The sequence below is a fragment of the Rhodococcus sp. CH91 genome (genome assembly GCF_022554085.1).
Lineage (GTDB): Bacteria > Actinomycetota > Actinomycetes > Mycobacteriales > Mycobacteriaceae > Rhodococcus.
The window spans coordinates 166,965-186,511 of sequence record NZ_JAKFYR010000002.1; the positions used below are offsets into that span (position 1 = coordinate 166,965).

A 19,547-nucleotide genomic window follows, 5' to 3' on the forward strand; every position below is an offset into this window, starting at 1 on the left:
TGTCGCGTGACTGAGCGGACCCTGGTACTGATCAAGCCCGACGGCGTCGCACGCCGTCATGTCGGAGAGATCCTCTCGCGTATCGAGCGCAAGGGGCTGGACATCGTGGCTCTCGAGCTCCGCACGGCAACCGAGGAGGTCGCCGGAGCGCACTACGCGGAGCACGAAGGCAAACCCTTCTACCCCTCGCTGATCGAGTTCATCACCGGCGGCCCGCTCGTGGCCGCGGTTCTCGAGGGTCCCCGTGCGATCGCTGCCTTCCGGCAGCTCGCGGGTGGAACCGATCCCGTCGAGAAGGCGGTCCCCGGTTCGATCCGCGGCGATCTCGGCCTCGATCCGGGCGAGAATCTCGTCCACGGCTCGGACTCGGTGGAATCCGCCGAGCGCGAGATCGCCCTGTGGTTCCCCGCCCTCGCAGCGAAGTAGGCACTCGCACAGCAACCGACAGCGACGAGCGGTGACCTCTCGGTCCCGCGGCGTGTCGCCCGGGAAAACGCCCGGGCGTCGCGATTCGCCGCTTCCGACATCCTCCGACGGCGCCCTCCGGGGCGCCGTTGGCATATCCGCGCACGCCTGTGTGGGATACTGGCAGCGGTTGCTCCGCACACACCGTGCGCGGGGCGGCCGAACGACATCACGGATCGATGCCCGACATCGCTGTGGCCGAGGACGAAGGAGACACCTCGCTCGGCGGCACGCTGGATGTTCCGGCGCTCGATCCGCGATCAAGCCAGGCATTGCTCGGCCGTCCAGTGAAAACGGGCACCGGACGACCGCGTGATGCGAGACCCGAGGTACTCGTGCCCACCCGGCGCGAGCACACAAGCTGCGCCCCCGCGTGGCCGCCTCACATCGCCGTAATCGGTGATGGACGCGCCCGGGGGTCTTAGGAGACTTACGTGGCCGATCAAGAGCCGCCGGAGAACAACTCGATCGAAACGCCGGATGCGGAGGGACGGAACCTACTCGGTCTGCCTGCCAAGATCCGGGTGCATGCCCTCGCGAAGTTGCTGGGGCTCACCAGCAAGCAGGTGATCGCGAAAGCGGCCGAGCGCGGTACCGAAGTGCGCAGCGCGCACTCGACACTCCCACGCGACGTCGCGGAAGACCTGCACGCGGCACTGAGTGACACGGGCACGCCCGAGCCGGCATCCGAACCGGCCCCGGAGCCGATCCCCGAGGCAGCGAGCCCTGAACCGGCTCCCGAGTCGACGACCGAAGAGGCTCCCGAGCCGCCGTCCGAAGATGCTGTGGACGAACCGGTCGAGAAGGCCGCGGACGAACCCGCCGAGAAGGCGACCGGCGAAACTGCCGCGCAGGCGGTCGAGCTTCCTTCCGTCGGCGGACCGACCGGCCTGTTCACCTCACCCGAGCAGAACACCCCGCTGTTCGAGATGCCCGAGCCGTCCACCCCGGCCGAGCCGGTCGTGGCCGCACCGCTGTTCCTGCAGCCCGAGGTGCCCTCGCAGGCCGACGAGGACGAGACCCGTCCGCGCCGCCGGCGCTCCCGTCGTGGCGCCAAGGACACCGAGCAACCGGCAGTCGCCGAGGAGCAGCCCGCCGAGGTCGCGGAGCCCACCACCGAGAGTGACGAGCCCGCCTCCGAGGACCGGACGTCGCAGACGGACGACGACCACGAGCACGACGACCATCCGCGCCGTCGTCGGCGCGGTCGCCGCGGCCGTGGCCGGGGACGTGGGGACGGCACCGACAGCGATCAGCACGACGAGTCCACCGCGACCGGCGAGGACTCCGATACGGCCACCGACGAGGCGGATACCTCCTCCACGGCCGTCGCCGAGACGGACGAGGACGTCACGGCCGAGTCCACCGCGGCCGGCGACGAGCAGGGCAGCGACGACCACGACGGGGACGACGATCAGAGCGGCGGGACGTCGCGCCGCCGTCGGCGCCGCCGTCGCCGTCGCGGCTCGGCCGAGACCGACAGCGCGACCACCGACGACGACTCCGTGCCCACCGTCGTCCACGAGCGGGAACCGCGCCCGAAGACCCGCGTCAAGGACGAGGTCCAGGGAATCAGCGGTTCGACGCGACTCGAGGCGAAGCGTCAGCGCCGCCGCGACGGGCGGGAGGCCGGGCGTCGCCGCCCGCCGATCCTCACCGAGTCGGAGTTCCTCGCGCGTCGCGAAGCGGTCGACCGGGTGATGGTCGTGCGGGAGCGCACCGGCGGTGCCCACGCAGGGATGACGCAGGTCGCGGTGCTCGAGGACGGAATCCTCGTCGAGCATTTCGTCACGACCTCCGGTTCTGCGTCGATGGTCGGCAACATCTATCTCGGCCGTGTCCAGAACGTGCTCCCCTCGATGGAGGCCGCGTTCATCGACATCGGACGGGGACGCAACGGCGTGCTCTACGCCGGTGAAGTGAACTGGGAGGCCGCAGGCCTCGGCGGTAACTCGCGCAAGATCGAACAGGCCCTCAAGCCCGGCGACCAGGTGGTCGTGCAGGTGAGCAAGGACCCGGTCGGTCACAAGGGCGCGCGCCTGACCACTCAGATCAGCCTCGCCGGTCGTTTCCTGGTGTACGTGCCGGGTGGCTCGTCCACCGGCATCAGCCGCAAGCTGCCCGATACCGAGCGCAAGCGCCTGAAGGACATCCTCCGCGAGATCGTCCCGCCCGAGGCGGGTGTGATCATCCGCACCGCCGCCGAGGGAGTGAGCGAGGAGGAACTCGCGCGCGACGTCACGCGGTTGCAGACGCAGTGGGAGGCGATCCGCGAGCAGTCCGAGAAGCTCCAGGCCGATGCTTCCGGACAGCCGAAGACCCTGTACGAGGAGCCGGATCTCCTCGTGAAGGTCGTGCGCGACCTGTTCAACGAGGACTTCTCCAAGCTGGTCATCGAGGGTGAGTCGGCGTGGAACACCGTCGAGGGCTACATCCGCACGGTGGCGCCCGACCTGCTCCCGCGTGTCGAGCGTTACCGATCGGAGAACTCGGTGGACGTCTTCGGTGCGCACCGCATCGACGAACAGCTCGCGAAGGCGCTCGACCGCAAGGTGTGGTTGCCCTCCGGTGGCACCCTCGTCATCGACCGCACCGAGGCGATGACCGTCATCGACGTCAACACCGGTAAGTTCACCGGTTCCGGTGGCAATCTCGAGGAGACGGTCACCCGCAACAACCTCGAGGCGGCCGAGGAGATCGTGCGGCAGATGCGTCTGCGCGACATCGGCGGCATGATCGTCGTCGACTTCATCGACATGGTGCTCGAGTCGAACCGCGACCTCGTGCTGCGGCGCCTGACCGAGGCCCTCGGCCGGGACCGCACCCGCCATCAGGTGTCGGAGGTCACCTCCCTCGGTCTCGTGCAGATGACGCGCAAGCGTCTCGGGACGGGCCTGGTCGAGGCGTTCTCGACCACCTGTGAGCACTGCAACGGCCGCGGTCTGATCGTGCACTCCGAGCCGATCGAGTCGAAGTCCTCGGACGAATCCGGCCGTTCCTCGGGTGGGAGCTCGCGGCGCAAGCGGGGACGGGACAAGAGCGCGCAGGAACCTGCGGCCGAGACCACCACGGCCGCGCCCACGGTCTCGCCCGACGAGGCCGCCAAGCGTGCTGCGCATCCTGTGGCGCTCGCGATGGCCGCCCACAGTTCGGCGACCGAGGACATGCCGGCAACGGAGGACACTGCGGAAGCGGAGTCGGCACCTGCACCGGAGGCCGATCCGGTCAAGGTCGCCGAGCCTCTCCACGCCGTCGAACCGGAGAAGGTCGCTGCAGCGACGAAGGATCCCGCCCGCGGTGAGGACACCACGACCGTGACGACCGAGGCCGACGAACCGGCCGAGATCGAAGCGGAGGTCGCGGCAGCCGAAGCGGCCGTCGCGGAGTCCTCCCACCGGGCGGAGTCGGTCGAGCCTGCCGCCGAGGCTGCGGAGCCTGCTCCGCGTCGCCGTCGGGCTCGCAGGGTCGCTCGGGCCGCCGCAGCGCCCACCGGTGACGGCGGGCCCGCCGGCACGGTGTTCGTCGTTCCGGCCTCGACCGTGGCCGCCGATGAGGAGTCCCGGCCGAGCGCACCGCTCGAGACGCCCGTGGAGATCGTGCGGCGCCCGCGCTCGCGGCGGGCCGCGGGGCGTCCCGCAGGACCTCCGGTGGATGACGAGGCGTGAGTTTCTCGCTGCCGGACCGGCCTCGACCGGTCCGGCAGCGGGGTACGCCCACCCCGCCCGGTTTGACCCTGCAGGTCAACTTCCCGTAATCTTGTTCAGTCGCTACTCGGCGATACTGCCCAGCCGCGTCCGGAAGCAGGATGCCGGCGGGACCCGAGTCAGCAACCACACCAGACCAGTCGCGTCCGCAGCACTGTGGCGCGAGCACGTTCGAAGAAGCAAGGGGTAGCCGTCCGATGGCAACGTACGCGATCGTCAAGACCGGCGGTAAGCAGTACAAGGTCGCTGAAGGCGACCTCGTCAAGGTCGAGAAGATCGAGGGTGAGCCCGGCGCTGCTGTCTCGCTTGCCCCGGTCCTCGTCGTCGACGGATCCGAACTGACCACCGACGCCGACAAGCTGGCCAAGGTCTCGGTCACCGGCGAGATCGTCGAGCACACCAAGGGCCCGAAGATCCGCATCCACAAGTTCAAGAACAAGACCGGGTACCACAAGCGCCAGGGCCACCGTCAGAAGCTGACGGTCGTCAAGGTCACCGGCATCAAGTAAACCGAGCTTCGAGCTTCAACCCCAGGAGGGTTCGTCATGGCACACAAGAAGGGTGCGTCCAGCTCCCGTAACGGTCGCGATTCGAACGCACAGCGACTCGGCGTCAAGCGCTTCGGTGGCCAGGCCGTCAACGCCGGTGAGATCATCGTGCGCCAGCGCGGCACCCACTTCCACCCCGGCGTGAACGTGGGACGCGGCGGCGACGACACGCTGTTCGCCCTCGCTGCCGGTGCCGTCGAGTTCGGTACCAAGCGCGGTCGCAAGACCGTCAACATCGTTCCGGCTACGGCAGACGCCTGATCTGCCGTCCGGTACGGACGTCGCCGCGGGGGGCATCTCCCGCGACATACTCCCAATAGGGGCGGGCCAGGGTCGCACACACCCTGACCCGCCCTTGTTGCGTTGATCACCAGTTTTGTTTTCGGACGGAGAGAAGGTCCACCCATGTCCCGCTTCATCGACCGGGTGGTGCTGCACGTCAGCGCCGGCAAGGGCGGTAACGGCTGCGCCTCCGTCCACCGTGAGAAGTTCAAGCCGCTCGGCGGCCCCGACGGTGGTAACGGGGGCAACGGGGGCGACGTCGTCCTCGAAGTCGACCGCAATGTCCACACCCTGCTCGACTTCCACTTCCACCAGCACGCGAAGGCATCCAACGGCACTCAGGGCGCAGGTGGCCACCGCAACGGTGCCAACGGCAGCGACCTCGTGCTGAAGGTTCCCGACGGCACCGTCGTCCTCGACCGCGACGGCCGTATCCTCGCCGACCTCGTGGGCACCGGAACACGTTTCGTCGCCGCACACGGTGGCCGAGGCGGCCTCGGTAACGCGGCCCTGGCCTCGAAGGCCCGCAAGGCGCCCGGTTTCGCGTTGCTCGGCGAGGAGGGTGAGGAACTCGATCTCGTCCTGGAGCTGAAGTCCGTCGCCGACGTCGGTCTCGTGGGGTTCCCGTCCGCGGGTAAGTCGTCGCTGGTCTCGGTGCTCTCCGCCGCGAAGCCGAAGATCGCCGACTATCCGTTCACCACCCTCGTGCCGAATCTCGGCGTGGTGCAGTCGGGTGATACGACCTTCACCGTCGCCGACGTGCCGGGCCTGATCCCCGGGGCGAGCGAAGGTCGCGGTCTCGGACTCGATTTCCTGCGCCATCTCGAGCGGTGCGCGGTGCTCGCGCATGTCGTCGACTGCGCGACGCTCGAACCCGGACGGGACCCGATCTCCGACATCGACGCCCTCGAGGCCGAACTCGCCGCCTATCAGCCGGCGCTCTCGGGTGACAACGGCCTCGGCGATCTCGCCGAGCGTCCCCGCATCGTGATCCTGAACAAGGCCGACGTACCCGATGCGAAGGAACTCGCCGAGTTCGTCACGCCGGAACTCGAAGCGCGCGGATGGCCCGTGTTCACCATCTCGGCGGTGAGCCGCGAGGGGTTGCGCCCGCTGACCTTCGCGCTCGCGAAGATGGTCGACGAATACCGTGCCGCACATCCGCCGGCCGCACCGACCCGTCCGGTCATCCGTCCTGTCGCCCGCGACGAGGAGAGCTTCACCGTGGTGCCCGATCCCGAGGTGCCGGGTGGATTCGTCGTGCAGGGCACTCGTCCGGAGCGGTGGGTGCGCCAGACGGCCTTCGACAACGACGAAGCGGTGGGTTATCTCGCCGACCGGCTCGCCCGTCTCGGCGTCGAGGACAAGCTCGTCAAGCTCGGCGCCGAACCGGGTTGCTCGGTCACCATCGGGGACGTCAGCTTCGACTGGCAGCCGCAGACCCAGGCCGGCGTGGATGTCGTGCCCACCGGACGCGGCACCGACGCCCGCCTCGATCAGGTGGACCGCGTCGGCGCCTCGGAGCGGCGCCATGCGAAGAAGGTGCGCCGCGGACTGGCCACCGACGACGAATTCGAGTGATCCCACAGCGCTTCCGCCGCACCCACGCCCGATCCGTACCGAGGAGAACATGAGCGACACCCGGGAGGTCGTCTCCCACGCCCGCAGTGTAGTGGTCAAGATCGGGTCCTCGGCGATCACCAGCCTGGTGGGCGGACTCGACCGTAGCCGGCTCGACCGTCTCGTCGACGCCATCGAAGGACGGATCCGCGCGGGCTCGAGTGTCGTGGTGGTCTCGTCCGGTGCCGTCGGCGCCGGCCTCGCGCCTCTGGGGCTGACGAGCAGACCGCGCGATCTCGCGACGAAGCAGGCCGCGGCCAGCGTCGGTCAGCTCGCCCTCGCACACGCGTGGGGAACCTCCTTCGCGCGTTACGACCGCACCGTGGGGCAGGTGCTGCTCACCGCCGACGACATCGGCCGCCGCAGCCAGCATCGCAACGCGCAGCGCACCCTGGACCGGCTCCGTTCGCTCGGCGCGGTTCCGGTGGTCAACGAGAACGACACCGTGGCGACGGTCGAATTGCGATTCGGTGACAACGACCGTCTCGCAGCGCTTGTCGCGCATCTGATCGGTGCCGAGGCGCTCGTGCTGCTGTCCGATGTCGACGGTCTGTACGACGGCGACCCCCGGAAGGGGAAAGCCACGCTCATTCCCGAGGTCTGCAGCCCCGAGGATCTCGACGGTGTGGTCGCCGGATCGGGCGGGGCGCTCGGTACCGGAGGCATGGCGTCGAAACTGTCGGCCGCCCGCCTCGCAGCGGACTCCGGTGTCCCGGTACTGCTCGCCGCCGCATCCCAGGCCGACCGTGCGCTCGGCGCTGCGGATGTCGGCACTGCCTTCGCTGCGCGCCCCCAGCGGTTGTCGGCCCGCCTGTTCTGGGTGCGTCACGCCGCGGACGTGCACGGTTCGCTGTATCTGGACGAGGGTGCGGTGCAGGCCGTGGTGGAGCGGCGACGTTCGCTTCTCGCGGCGGGAGTCACCGGTACCAGTGGGGGATTCCACGCCGGGGACGTCGTGGGACTCGTGTCGCCGGACGGCCGCACGGTCGCTCGCGGCGTGGTGGCCTACGACGCGTCCGAACTCGATTTCATGATCGGCTTCTCGACGCGTCAGCTGCCGCCGGACTTGCAGCGGCCCGTGGTGCACGCCGACGATCTGGTGCGGATCTAGCCCACCTTCCGCTCCGGGGACATGGCCTCGGAGGCGAGCGCGACCAGCGTTTCCGAGGTGCCCGCGTCCACCTTGAGGGTGGCCGGCGCATCACCGCGGGTGGGTCCGCGGTTGACGACGGCGACCGGGATGTTCCGCTGCACGGCGCGGCGCACGAAACGCAGCCCGGACTGCACCGTCAGCGAACTCCCGGCGACCAGCAGGGCATCTGCGGCGTCCACGAGCGAACAGGCGAGGTCGACACGGGGACGCGGCACGATCTCCCCGAAATACACGATGTCGGGCTTGAGCATGCCCCCGCAGCGGTCGCAGTCGACCACCACGAAATCCTCGGTGTCGGCCACCACCGCGTCGGCATCGGGAGCGACTTCGAGACCGGTCGTCGCCCGTACCCGCTCGTCGAATTCCGGATTGGCCGCGCACAGGCGTTCGTGCAGGGTGTATCTGGAGATCCGGCGCTCGCACGACAGGCAGCGGACCTGCGCGTACGTACCGTGCAGATCGACCACCCGCCGGCTGCCGGCCTTGGTGTGGAGCAGGTCGACGTTCTGGGTGATGACGCCGTGCACCATCCCGGCCCGCTCCAGGGCGGCGAGAGCGCGATGACCGGCATTGGGACGTGCGGCGTCCATATGCCTCCACCCGACGTGGTTGCGTGCCCAGTAACGCTGCCGGAAGTCCGGATCGCCGACGAACTGCTGGAAGGTCATCGGGTTGCGCGGTGGGGAATCCGGCCCGCGATAGTCGGGGATCCCGGAATCCGTCGACAGGCCGGCTCCGGTGAGGACGGCGATCCGGCGTCCGTGCAGAAGCGAGTGCAGGTCGTCGGGGCGGCGTGGAAGGTCGATCACCCCTTCTACGGTAGGCCGTTCCGGGGGACCGGCGCCGCAGGCAGCAGTGCTCGCACCGCGTCGATCGTGTCGGCATCGAGGGCGGATTTGTCGGGTCGGTAGCGCAGGACCCGCGCGAAGCGCAATGCCACCCCGCCGGGATAGCGGGTGCTGGTCTGCACGCCGTCGAGCTCGATCTCGACGACGACGGCGGGACGCAGATGGACGGTGTGCTCGTCGCGGTGGGTTTCGTACCGCGGGAATTCCTCTGTCTGCCACCGCAGCAACGCGTCGGTGAGCCCCTTGAAGGTCTTCCCGACCATGATCGGCGGGCCGCCGTCCGGGTCTCGGGCCCCGAGGTGGAGATTGGACAGAAAACCGGTGCGCCGCCCGTAACCCCATTCGGCGGCGATCACCACAAGGTCCAGGGTGTGTTCGGGTTTGACCTTCTGCCATGCCCGGCCCCGCCGCCCGGCGGTGTAGGTCGAGGTGAGGGACTTCACCATGACACCCTCGTGACCGTCACCGAGAGAGGCGCCGAGATGTGCCTCGGCGCTGTCGACATCGGGATCGAGAAGAGTCGGGACGCGGTGTGCTCCGGCGACGCGTGCGAGACGGTCGAGGCGCACGGACAGCGGTGCGTCGAGCAGGTCCTCGCCGTCGAGATGCAGGCAGTCGAAGAAGTAGGGGTGCAGCAGCAGCTCGCGTTCGGAGCGGGCACCGAACCGGCTCATCGTCTCCTGGAAGGGGCGCGGGCGGCCGGAGTCGGTGAGAGCGAGGGTCTCGCCGTCGAGCACGACGCTGCGGCACGGCAGTGCCCTCACCAGATCCACGAGTTCGGGGACCGAGGCGGTGACGTCACGGAGCGTACGGGTGAACACCCGGACGTCGTCGTCGCGGCGGTGCACCTGGATGCGCGCACCGTCGAGCTTGTATTCCACGCTCACCCCACCGTCGAACTCCGTGAGTGCGGTCCCGAGCGACTCCGCGGGGGAGGCGAGCATCGGCCGTATCGGCCGCCCGATCTCGAGACCGAACTCGGAGAGTGCGGCGACCCCGCCGGAGAAGGCCGCGGCCGCCGCCTGTGCGAGCCGGCCCGAGAGCATCACCGCGCGGCGGACCGGTTCGACCGGTAGGTCCGCCGCCGCCGCGACCGCCTCGGTCATCACCCCTTCGAGAGCTCCCTGCCGCAGCTCACCACTGAGGAGGGCGACGAGGAAACGCTGCTCGTCCACGGTGGCGCGCGTGAACAGTTCGGTGAGCAGGCTCTGGCGAAGACCCGTCGACCCGGGCCCGGAGACGGCGGCGAGGCGGTCGAGGGTCGCCGACACGTCGTCGACGGACAGTGCCGGCGCGTCGGCGGGCGCCGGGGACAGAGCGGCGAGGGTGCGGTACCCGACGCCGAGGCGCCCCTGTGTCATCTCTCCGGACAACCACGACACCACCGTTTCGACCTCGTGGGACTCCGCTCTGCCGAGCAGTTCCCGCAACAGATCGATCTTGGCTCGTCGTGACCGGGTGGCGGCGACGGCAGTGGAGGTGTCGACAACCGAGTGCAGCAGCATCGCCGTCGACGTTAGCGCGGACGACCGACGTCATACCGCCGGTTGATGCAGTCCGATCGGGGAATCCGAACGGAAAGGGCGTCGACGCGCGACGATGGGACCGGACCGACGGACCGGGAAGGTGGTGTGCATGGGCACGGATTCGGATGCGGTCGAACTCGACGTGCACGGCCGGGTTGTACGTATCTCGCACCCCGACCGCGTGTACTTCCCCGAGATCGGTGCGACCAAGCTCGATCTCGCGAACTACTACCTCGGGGTGGGGGAGGGGATCGTGCGGTCACTGCGTGAACGACCCTGCATGCTGCACCGTTTCCCCGACGGTCTCTCGGGTGCGAAGGTGCATCAGAAGCGTCTTCCGCGGGGGGGCTCCGCAGTGGATCGAGACCGTGCGGGTGCACTTTCCGCGATACGACCGCGATGCCGACGAACTGTGCGTCACGCACCTCGCCGATGTGGTGTGGGCGGTGCAGATGTCCACTGTCGAGTTCCACCCCTGGAACTCGCGGCGCGCGGACGTGGAGCGTCCGGACGAATGGCGTATCGATCTCGACCCCATGCCGGACTGCGGATTCGATCGGGTGCGGCGCGTGGCGAAGGTCGCCCACGAGGTGCTCGACGAACTCGGTGCCGTGGGCTGGCCGAAGACCTCGGGAGGGAACGGTGTGCACATCTACGTCCGGATCGAACCGCGGTGGGGTTTCGACGACGTCCGGAGGGCCGCATGGGCATTCGCCCGAGAGGTGGAACGACGTGCGCCGGGGGAGGTGACGACGGCGTGGTGGCGCAAGGAGCGCGACCCGTCGGCGGTCTTCGTCGACTACAACCAGAACTCGCGGGATCACACCATCGCCGGCGCCTACTCGGTGCGCGGGGTACCCACCGCGACCGTGTCGGCCCCGGTGCGGTGGGACGAGATGGACGACCTCGACCCGAGGGATTTCACGATCAGGACCGTGCCGGAACGGTTCCGGATGCTCGGCGACCTGCATGCCGGGATCGACGAGACGGCCTTCGAGCTGGACCCCCTGCTCGAATGGGCGGCGCGCGAGGAGAAGGAGGACGAGCGACGCGAGTGAATGCGGCGCCTAGTAACCGGCACTCGGATCGATCACGGCCGTCGGTACGAGGCCCGACGCGAACCGGGTGACGTTCTCGGTGACATGCTCGAGATAGGCCGGGACCCGGAGCGGGGGAGGGTTCGAATCGTGCGGAGTGATCATCGCATTGGGCAGTGACCACAGCGGATGCCCGTCCGGAAGGGGCTGGGGGTCGGTGACGTCGAGACCGGCGCCGGCGATGGCACCGGACCGCAGTGCGGCTACGAGCGCGTCGGTATCGACGAGATCTCCACGGGCGACGTTGATCATCCACGCGGTGGGTTTCATCGCTGCGAGTTCCCCGGCGCCGACGAGTCGTTCGACATCGCGTGTGGCGGTTGCAGAGATCACGAAATGATCGGCCAGGGACCAGATCTCGTCGATCCGTTCGACCGGGAACGTTTCGACGGCGCCTGGAACCGGACGCCCGGTGCGGGTGACCGCGAGTGCGTGGGCACCCAAGGCGGCCAGCATCGGGATGAGTGCCCGTCCGACACCGCCCGCTCCGACGATCCCGACGGTGGCGCCCCGGAGTGTGCCGATGGCAGGAGCAAGCGATTCGGGTGTCCACGAGGTGGCGGACAGATGGGCGGGCAGCGCCCGCACCCCGGCGAGGAGGAGCATGAGCGCGTGTTCGGCGACGGCCGCCGAATAGGCGCCCGCCGCGGAGGTCCAGGTGACGTGGGGATGGGCCTTGACGATGCCCTGGGACAACCAGTACTCGACTCCGGCGGAGGGCAGCTGTACCCATCGCACGGAGACGGGAAGGAAGTCGGGAAAGGATTCGACGCCGGCCGTCCAGACGAGTGCGTCCGGTGTCTCCTCGAGCCCGCACGGCAGCCCGCCGCCTGCCACGACCGCCCGCTCGAAACGCGGATCGCGATCGGGGCCGACAGCGATACGGGGCGCACGCTCGGAGGTCATATTCCAGACTCCCATCGTCCGCCCCGTATCGTCACATCGTTCATCGTGCGTCAGTCCGGAAGTTCCCGCGCCGGAATCGCACGACCTGTGTCCACGCCCGGATCAGGCAGGTTCCTCGATGAGGGGGTAGACACCGTTCTCGTCGTGCACCTCACGGCCGGTGACCGGCGGATTGAACACGCACAGCATGCGCATCCGCGTCTCGGGAAGGACGCGGTGACGCTCGTGGCCGTCGAGCAGGTACATCGAGCCGGGAGCGAGGTCGTACTCCACGTCGTTGTCGAGATCCTGCAGCTTTCCCGTGCCCTCGACCAGCCACACCGCCTCCACGTGGTTCGCGTAGTGGAACTCGTTGACGGTTCCGGGCTCGATGGTCGTCTCGTGGAACGAGAAGCCCACCTTGTCCCCGGCGAGCACGATGCGCTTGCTGCGCCACTGGCCGTCCTCCGAGACGACGTCGCGCTCGGTTCCGGTGATCTCTTCTGTTGTGCGAACGATCATGGTTGTCGGAAGTCCTTCTTCTGCAGTTCGGTTCGGGATGCGGGGACGGTCACCGCTCAGGAACGGACCTTGGCGGTCGCTTCCGCGAGGATGTTGAGCCCGAATTCCAGTTCGTCGTCGGTGATGGTCAGCGGCGGGAGCAGCTTGACGACCTCGTCCGACGGGCCCGAGGTCTCCGCGAGCAGACCCTCTCCGAAGGCCAGCGAGCACACCTTCTGGGCGTCGTCCGGGTTCTCGAAGACCAGACCCTGCACCAGGCCGCGACCACGGGTGGAGACACCGTCGAACATGTCCGACAGGTTCATGAAGGTCTGACGGATGCGTTCGCCCTTGCGGAGGGTGTCACGCTGGAGCTTGTCGTCGGCCCAGTAGTGCTCGAGCGCAGCGGTGGCGGTGACGAATGCCGGGTTGTTGCCGCGGAAGGTGCCGTTGTGCTCGCCCGGTCCCCACACGTCGAGTTCGCGCTTGAAGAGGGTGAGGGCGAGAGGCATGCCGTAGCCACCGATCGACTTCGACAGGGTCACGATGTCGGGAGTGATGCCGGCGATCTCGAACGAGAAGAACGGTCCCGTGCGGCCGCAGCCCATCTGCACATCGTCGACGATGAGCAGGATGTCGCGCTCGCGGCACAGATCCGCCAGTGCCCGAAGCCATTCCGGCCGAGCGACGTTCACGCCGCCCTCGCCCTGCACCGTCTCGACGATGACCGCGGCGGGACGGTTGAGGCCGCTGCCCGCGTCGTCGAGGACGCGGGAGAACCACTGGAAGTCCTCCGTGACGCCGTTGAAGTAGTTGTCGAACGGCATCGGGGTGGCGTGGACGAGGGGGATACCCGCACCCGCGCGCTTCATCGAGTTGCCCGTCACCGACAGCGCGCCCAGGGTCATGCCGTGGAAAGCATTGGTGAAGTTGATGATCGATTCGCGGCCGGTGACCTTGCGGGCGAGCTTGAGTGCCGCCTCGACCGCGTTCGTGCCCGTCGGGCCGGGGAACTGGACCTTGTAGTCCAGGCCGCGAGGGGCGAGCACGTGTGACTCGAAGGTCTCGAGCAGCTTGCGCTTGGCGACGGTGTGCATGTCGAGGCCGTGGGTGATGCCGTCGCCCATGATGTAGTCGACGAGGGCGGACTTGAGGACCGGGTTGTTGTGCCCGTAGTTCAGGGCTCCGGCGCCGGCGAAGAAGTCGAGATAGTCCTTCCCGTCTTCGCTGCGCAGCCAGGATCCCGACGCTTTCTCGAATACCGTGGGCCATCCGCGGCTGTAACTGCGCACCTCGGATTCCAAATGCGAGAAAATCGCTGTATCGGACTTCTGGGCGGTTTCGGGCTTGTGCTCCAGGATGGTCATTTTTCGTGGTCCTCCTGCGATGTTTCGAAAATTATGCGATTTTGCGCGCACGGGCGCAGCGATCATTCACCGATGGTGTAGAGATCCTCGGCCAGATGCGAATCAGGGAAATCGTCGGGCGCGAACAGCTCGGTGCGGGTGATATGTGTTCCGCGGCGGCGCGCGAGCGCGGTGAACATGGCGATCGATGCCTCGTTGTCGGGACTCACCGTCGTTTCGAGACGGGTCACGCCGAGTGGTGCGAGGCGATCGAGCAGCGCGTCGAGCATCCGGCCGGCTACTCCGCGGCCACGCTGATCAGCGTCGACGGCCACCTGCCAGACGAACAGCGTCGCAGGGGCATCGGGACGGCGGTAGCCGGTGACGAACCCTACGGGACGATCGGCGTCGTCCGTTGCGACGACCGATGTGTCGGCGAAATCGCGACACCACAACACATATGCATAACCGGAATTGACGTCGAGAACCTGCGAATCGCGTGCGATCTGCCAGATCCGCTTTCCGTCGTCGATACGCGGAGGGCGAAATTCGATCACAGCCGGTTCGTTACCGGACTCGGCAATGGCGGCCACCTCCTGCGAGATGACCGCGGTCCTCACATCAGCCGAGTCGGGGGATGGGGTACTGCTTTCCTTGACGGGCCTCATATGTCCTTTCAACCTAACAACTTCCGGTGTCGAGATCACCCCATTGGCCGGAATCGGGATCGGAACCCTGCGGTCCGTGCAGGTCGAGTGCATGTTGTGATGCCGGTCACAAACATGTAGCGTCGCGCCTCCTCATAGCGATTACTTCGGGCTCGCGAGGGCGAACGGCAGCACCGCGTCGGCTCCCGCGGCGACGAGGGTTCTCGCCGCCATCGTGAGCGTCCAGCCGGTGTCGGTCACCGCGTCGACGAGGAGGATCGGACCACGGAGCCCGTGCAGGTCGGGCTCTTCCCACGCATCGACGAGTGCGGCGACCCGGTATGCCGAGTTCGCGGCCGTCGGGTCTGTATTCCCCGTTCGTCGCCGAAGTACACCTAGATCTCGTAGACGACCGATTTGCGCCAATCGGGACGCGAGTGACGACACGAGGACGGGGTGCGAAGCCGAATCCAGCGCCATGACCGAGGTCGGCCGTTCGTCCCAGTCCCAGGCAGCCAGGACCGCGATCGCCGCGTCGACCACCGCTTTCGGTGCCTCGCCGTCCGGCCCGTCGAGCAGTTCCCGCAACCGCGGGCCCCACCCCAGATCCGACAGTCTGCCCAGCACGCGACCGGGGCGAGGTCCGTCCGTGATGCGGCCCGACAGCCGGACTCCGAGGGTGGGCATCCCGGTGGGCCACTGACGGCGTGGCGGCAGATCGATGCCGGGGCGTTCGAGGCGGGCGCGGGTCCGGGCGACGTCCTCGTCGCCGACCGTCGTCGGCCACCGGGAGCCGGTGCAGTTGTCACAGCGGCCGCAGCCGGGCCCCCGAGCGTCCAATTCCGGGTCGTCGAGCTGGCGGCGCAGGAACACCATGCGGCATTCGGTGGTGCGCTCGTATTCGAGCATCGCCTCCTGCTCGGCGGCTCGGGCCTCCTCGAGCCGGCCGTAGCGCTCCTCGTCGTACGTCCACGGCCGGCCGGTGGCGATCCAGCCGCCCTTCACCCTCTTCACGGCGCCGTCCACGTCGAGCACCTTGAGCACCATCTCGAGGCGGGAGCGGTTGAGGTCGACCTGAGGTTCGAGTGCCGGAGTCGACACCGGCCGTTCGGTGTCGAGCGCAGCGATCACGCGGCGCACAAGCGATTCCTCGGGGAAGGCGACCGAGGCGAACCATTCCCAGATCCGGCGGTCCTCCGGGCCGGGGAGCAGAACCACTTCGGCGCGTTCGGTCGAGCGGCCCGCCCTGCCGACCTGCTGGTAGTAGGAGATCGGGGACGAGGGTGCGCCGAGGTGGACGACGAAGCCCAGGTCGGGCTTGTCGAAACCCATGCCCAGCGCCGAGGTGGCGACGAGAGCCTTGACCTTGTTGTCGAGGAGGTCGGCTTCGAGCTGTTCGCGTTCGGCCGGTTCGGTCTGCCCCGTGTAGGCCGCCACCGCGTAGCCACGGTCGGACAGCAGAGCGGCGAGATCGCGCGCCGCCGAGACCGTCAGCGCGTACACGATGCCCGAGCCCGGCAGCTCCTCGAGATGCCGGGCGAGCCACGCCGCGCGCCGCGCGGGCTCGTCGATCCGCACGACGGACAGGTGGAGCGAGGGACGGTCGAGACCTCCGCGCAGCACCAGGGTGCCCTCGGAGGAGGAATCCCCGTTCCCGCCGACCCCGAGCTGAGCGGCGATATCGGCCACCACCCGGTCGTTGGCGGTGGCGGTCGTCGCCAGCACCGGCACGTCCTCGCCGAGTTCGGACACGAGCGTGCGGATGCGCCGGTAATCCGGCCGGAAGTCGTGACCCCAGTCCGAGACGCAGTGCGCCTCGTCGACGACCACCAGCCCGGCGTCGCGTGCGAGGGAGGGCAGCACCTGGTCGCGGAAGTCGGGATTGTTGAGGCGTTCGGGGCTGACGAGAAGCACGTCGATCTCGCCGGCGGCGATCCGCCGGTGGATGTCCTCCCATTCCGTGACGTTGCCGGAGTTGATGGTCGCAGCGTGCACCCCGGCGCGTTCGGCGGCCGCGACCTGGTTGCGCATCAGGGCGAGCAGAGGGGACACGATCACCGTCGGGCCCCGGCCCTGACCGCGCAGCAATTTGGCGGAGATGAAGTAGACGGCGGATTTCCCCCAGCCGGTGCGCTGGACGACGAGTGCCCGGCGACGGTGGACGACGAGCGCTTCGATGGCGGCCCACTGGTCGTCGCGTAAGCGGGCACCGGGGCCGGCGAGTTCGCGGAGAAGGTGTTCGGCGTCGTCGCGCAAGAGGTCGCTGGAGTCGGTCATGGGCTCATCGTGCCCGACCGCCTCCTGTTCCGGGTTCGGCGAGCGGTCCGGTGGCCGCGGTGAGCGGTACCGACGGGGCGGCGAACGGGGATACCGGGAAGCGAGGGGCAGGCTTCCTCCCGTCACCTTTCATGGCACCCAGTGCCACGAAAGGTAATGAAAATCGTGGTGTAAAATGTTGTGAAACAACGACTTCCGACCACAATGATCTTGGAGTGCGATCCGTGACACTCTGTGTCCCCCTTCGTGACGGCGATCGCCGACCCGGCCCGAGTGTGACGAGCGGATCTCCTCCGACGTTATGGTCGTCGTCATGTACGCAGCCCCTTCATCCCCCGCGGCGCAGCCTGTGGAGTCGGTCGTCGTGACCCCGGCCGAGGCGCGGGTACGTCATGAGGCATACCGCAGCAAGATCGTGTCGGCGCAGAAGGCCGTGCAGTGGATCCGCCCCGGCGACACCGTGGCCATCAGCGGATTCGCCAGCGCAGGCACCCCGAAGGCCGTGACCCCGGCCCTCGCCGAACACATCCGGCGCACGCGCGCGACCGGCGGCGACTTCCGGATCAACCTCCTCACCGGCGCGTCGGTCGCCGCGGACACCGAACGCATGCTCGCCGAGGTCGACGGGATCGCGCTGCGTATGCCCTACCAGGCGGAACCCACCGCACGCGGGCGGATCAACGAAGGCCGCATGGACTACGTCGACATCCACCTGTCGCACGTCGCCCAGCAGGTCTGGGAGGGCTACTACGGGCGCGTTGACGTCGCGGTCGTGGAGATCTCCGGTATCACCGAGACGGGTGAACTCGTGCCCGCCACGTCCATCGGCAACAACAAGACCTGGCTCGACGTCGCCGAGAAGGTCATCCTCGAGGTCAACTCGTGGATTCCCGCCGAGATGGACGGCGTCCACGATGTCTACTACGGCACCGCGCTGCCGCCGCACCGCCGACCGATCGACCTCGTCGACGTCGAGGACCGCATCGGACGTCCCTATTTCCGGATCGACCCGGAACGCGTCGTCGCTGTCGTCGAGACCGACCGGCCCGACAGCGCCACCGGGCTCACCGCTCCCGATGCCACCAGCAGCGCCATCGCCGATCACGTCCTCGACTTCTTCGCCCACGAGGTCGCCGCCGGCCGCCTGCCCGCAGACACGCTGCTCCCGCTGCAATCGGGCATCGGCAACGTCGCCAACGCGGTGCTCGCGGGCCTCGACCGCGGACCGTATCGTGGCCTGACCTGCTACTCCGAGGTCATCCAGGACGGCATGCTCGAACTCGTCAAGAACGGCACCGTCCGATTCGCCTCGGCGACCGCGCTGGCCCTGTCCGAGGCAGGACTGAACGACTTCGTCGAGAACATCGACTTCTACCGCCGGCACATCCTGTTGCGGCCGCAGGAGATCAGCAACCATCCCGAGATCGTGCGCCGGCTCGGCGTCATCGCCATGAACGGCATGCTCGAGGCGGACATCTACGGCAACGTCAACTCCACGCACGTCATGGGCACCCGCATCATGAACGGCATCGGTGGTTCGGGGGACTTCGCCCGCAACGGCTACCTGTCGATGTTCCTGAGCCCGTCCACCGCCCGCGACGGCTCGATCTCGTCGATCGTTCCGATGGTGCCGCACGTCGACCACACGGAACACGACGTGCAGGTCCTCGTGACCGAGCAGGGGCTCGCCGACCTGCGCGGCCTGTCGCCGCGTCGCCGCTCCCGGCTCGTGGTGGAACGCTGCGCGCATCCGGACTACCGCGCGGAACTGCTCGACTACATCGAACGAGCCGAGGCTGCGCCGGGAGCCGGGCAGACCCCGCACCTGCTCGGGGAGGCGTTCTCGTTCCACGACCGCTACCAGCGCACGGGCACCATGCACGCGTCCTGATCCACACGCCCCTCACGAGTCGGCCCCGGCACCACCTCAGCGGTACCGGGGCCGACTCGTCTCGCCGATTCAGCGAACAGGTGCCGGATCGATCTCCTGTTGCGGGAGGGTCGAGGAGATCACGGCCGTGATGTCCTGCAACGGGGTCGGTCCGGATCCGTCGGGGACGGTCAGCGCGACGTAGACCGGACGATCGACGACGAACCACGTGCTCGCGGGGATGCCCTCCTCGGCTCCGGACACCTCGAACCACTGCACGCCGTCGATCACCTGCAGGGCAGCGGCCTGGTCGAACTCGGCGGGCCGGTCGAGACCGCACCGCAGGACGACCTCCTCGCCGTCGGGCGACTGCCATGCCGCAGCTCCCACCGGCGCGGGATCGGCCAGTTCGGCGCGCGCGTAGTCGCCGACCTTCTCGGGCAGTGCCTCGATCAGCTGTGCGCAGGACTCGGATTCGGCCTCGGGCGCCGGGACCGGGCCGAGGCCGACAGGGGTGTTCACCGGCGTCCGCGACACCACTACGGCCGCCACGACGACGCCCACCAGCAGCGCGACAGGCAGCGCGATCGCCGTCGCGATCAGCGCGGGACTGCGCCGGGTCTTCTCGGATCGGCGACCGTCACCGGGCGCCTCGTCGGCAGGATCGTGCTCGGAGGGTTCGTGGTCGGAAGCAGAGGTCTCGTTCATGGTGTCCAGCGTCCGGGCTCGGGGTCAGGGGCGGTAGCGTGGATCGAACGTAGCAGGGCGCTCGCCGGCT

General features: G+C 68.5%; 15 protein-coding genes and 1 pseudogene. 8 read left to right on the top strand and 8 right to left on the bottom strand.

Annotated features, from left to right (window positions below; genetic code table 11):
- Window positions 1-6 precede the first annotated feature (6 nt).
- The 6 genes from ndk (at window position 7) to proB (ending at window position 7,730) form a co-directional block, all read left to right on the top strand.
- On the top strand, window positions 7-426 hold the full coding sequence (gene ndk, locus MOM01_RS04395) for a nucleoside-diphosphate kinase (RefSeq protein ID WP_006551181.1): 420 nt from the start codon (window positions 7-9) through the stop codon (window positions 424-426).
- A gap of 473 nt (window positions 427-899) precedes the next feature.
- A complete protein-coding gene (locus MOM01_RS04400) occupies window positions 900-4,130 on the top strand; it encodes a translation initiation factor IF-2 N-terminal domain-containing protein (protein WP_241384190.1) in 3,231 nt (1,076 codons plus the stop codon).
- A gap of 236 nt (window positions 4,131-4,366) precedes the next feature.
- Window positions 4,367-4,678: a 50S ribosomal protein L21 gene (gene rplU, locus MOM01_RS04405; protein WP_006551183.1), complete on the top strand. Its 312-nt coding sequence runs from the start codon at window positions 4,367-4,369 to the stop codon at window positions 4,676-4,678.
- A gap of 36 nt (window positions 4,679-4,714) precedes the next feature.
- Entirely contained in the window at window positions 4,715-4,978 is a 264-nt protein-coding gene (rpmA, locus tag MOM01_RS04410) for a 50S ribosomal protein L27 (RefSeq protein ID WP_016934951.1), read from the top strand.
- Between the two features lie 144 nt (window positions 4,979-5,122).
- Window positions 5,123-6,580, top strand: coding sequence for a GTPase ObgE (obgE, locus tag MOM01_RS04415; RefSeq protein WP_241384191.1), 1,458 nt, complete (start codon window positions 5,123-5,125; stop codon window positions 6,578-6,580).
- A gap of 49 nt (window positions 6,581-6,629) precedes the next feature.
- The gene (gene proB / locus MOM01_RS04420) at window positions 6,630-7,730 is read left to right on the top strand and encodes a glutamate 5-kinase (RefSeq protein ID WP_241384192.1); all 1,101 of its coding nucleotides are present in this window, start codon (window positions 6,630-6,632) and stop codon (window positions 7,728-7,730) included.
- Here the strand turns inward: proB and MOM01_RS04425 are convergent.
- Both MOM01_RS04425 and MOM01_RS04430 read right to left on the bottom strand, forming a co-directional pair.
- Window positions 7,727-8,581 carry an NAD-dependent protein deacetylase gene (locus MOM01_RS04425; protein ID WP_241384193.1) on the bottom strand — a complete coding sequence of 285 codons (855 nt, stop codon included), beginning with the start codon at window positions 8,579-8,581 and terminating at the stop codon, window positions 7,727-7,729. The genes proB and MOM01_RS04425 overlap by 4 nt on opposite strands.
- Window positions 8,582-8,586: 5 nt before the next feature.
- Window positions 8,587-10,125 (bottom strand): ATP-dependent DNA ligase, encoded by a 1,539-nt coding sequence (locus tag MOM01_RS04430; protein ID WP_241384194.1) that lies wholly within the window; start codon window positions 10,123-10,125, stop codon window positions 8,587-8,589.
- A 130-nt stretch (window positions 10,126-10,255) separates the two neighbouring features.
- Between MOM01_RS04430 and ligD the strand changes: the two are divergent.
- Window positions 10,256-11,204 (top strand): annotated as a pseudogene (ligD, locus tag MOM01_RS04435) (non-homologous end-joining DNA ligase).
- A 9-nt stretch (window positions 11,205-11,213) separates the two neighbouring features.
- Here the strand turns inward: ligD and MOM01_RS04440 are convergent.
- The 5 genes from MOM01_RS04440 to MOM01_RS04460 form a co-directional block, all read right to left on the bottom strand.
- Window positions 11,214-12,149, bottom strand: a complete 936-nt coding sequence (locus MOM01_RS04440; RefSeq protein WP_241384621.1) for a D-isomer specific 2-hydroxyacid dehydrogenase family protein — start codon at window positions 12,147-12,149, stop codon at window positions 11,214-11,216.
- 102 nt (window positions 12,150-12,251) lie between these two features.
- A complete protein-coding gene (locus MOM01_RS04445; protein WP_241384195.1) occupies window positions 12,252-12,650 on the bottom strand; it encodes an ectoine synthase in 399 nt (132 codons plus the stop codon).
- Window positions 12,651-12,706: 56 nt separating this feature from the next.
- On the bottom strand, window positions 12,707-13,996 hold the full coding sequence (gene ectB / locus MOM01_RS04450) for a diaminobutyrate--2-oxoglutarate transaminase (protein WP_241384196.1): 1,290 nt from the start codon (window positions 13,994-13,996) through the stop codon (window positions 12,707-12,709).
- A 62-nt stretch (window positions 13,997-14,058) separates the two neighbouring features.
- On the bottom strand, window positions 14,059-14,490 hold the full coding sequence (gene ectA, locus MOM01_RS04455) for a diaminobutyrate acetyltransferase (RefSeq protein ID WP_374112269.1): 432 nt from the start codon (window positions 14,488-14,490) through the stop codon (window positions 14,059-14,061).
- A 294-nt stretch (window positions 14,491-14,784) separates the two neighbouring features.
- On the bottom strand, window positions 14,785-16,899 hold the full coding sequence (locus MOM01_RS04460) for a RecQ family ATP-dependent DNA helicase (RefSeq protein ID WP_241384197.1): 2,115 nt from the start codon (window positions 16,897-16,899) through the stop codon (window positions 14,785-14,787).
- Between the two features lie 313 nt (window positions 16,900-17,212).
- On the opposite strand from MOM01_RS04460, the gene MOM01_RS04465 reads away from it, so the two are divergent.
- Window positions 17,213-18,790, top strand: a complete 1,578-nt coding sequence (locus MOM01_RS04465) for an acetyl-CoA hydrolase/transferase family protein (RefSeq protein ID WP_277609222.1) — start codon at window positions 17,213-17,215, stop codon at window positions 18,788-18,790.
- 69 nt (window positions 18,791-18,859) lie between these two features.
- On the opposite strand, the gene MOM01_RS04470 is transcribed toward MOM01_RS04465, so the two are convergent.
- Window positions 18,860-19,477 carry a DUF3515 domain-containing protein gene (locus MOM01_RS04470; protein ID WP_241384198.1) on the bottom strand — a complete coding sequence of 206 codons (618 nt, stop codon included), beginning with the start codon at window positions 19,475-19,477 and terminating at the stop codon, window positions 18,860-18,862.
- Window positions 19,478-19,547 lie beyond the last annotated feature (70 nt).

Coding starts and splice junctions, on each gene's coding strand:
- rplU (WP_006551183.1), top strand. CDS start 4,367: ATGGCAACGTACGCGATCGTCAAGACCGGCGGTAAGCAGTACAAGGTC.
- rpmA (WP_016934951.1), top strand. CDS start 4,715: ATGGCACACAAGAAGGGTGCGTCCAGCTCCCGTAACGGTCGCGATTCG.
- obgE (WP_241384191.1), top strand. CDS start 5,123: ATGTCCCGCTTCATCGACCGGGTGGTGCTGCACGTCAGCGCCGGCAAG.
- proB (WP_241384192.1), top strand. CDS start 6,630: ATGAGCGACACCCGGGAGGTCGTCTCCCACGCCCGCAGTGTAGTGGTC.
- MOM01_RS04430 (WP_241384194.1), bottom strand. CDS start 10,125: ATGCTGCTGCACTCGGTTGTCGACACCTCCACTGCCGTCGCCGCCACC.
- MOM01_RS04440 (WP_241384621.1), bottom strand. CDS start 12,149: ATGACCTCCGAGCGTGCGCCCCGTATCGCTGTCGGCCCCGATCGCGAT.
- MOM01_RS04445 (WP_241384195.1), bottom strand. CDS start 12,650: ATGATCGTTCGCACAACAGAAGAGATCACCGGAACCGAGCGCGACGTC.
- ectB (WP_241384196.1), bottom strand. CDS start 13,996: ATGACCATCCTGGAGCACAAGCCCGAAACCGCCCAGAAGTCCGATACA.
- MOM01_RS04460 (WP_241384197.1), bottom strand. CDS start 16,899: ATGACCGACTCCAGCGACCTCTTGCGCGACGACGCCGAACACCTTCTC.
- MOM01_RS04465 (WP_277609222.1), top strand. CDS start 17,213: ATGTACGCAGCCCCTTCATCCCCCGCGGCGCAGCCTGTGGAGTCGGTC.
- MOM01_RS04470 (WP_241384198.1), bottom strand. CDS start 19,477: ATGAACGAGACCTCTGCTTCCGACCACGAACCCTCCGAGCACGATCCT.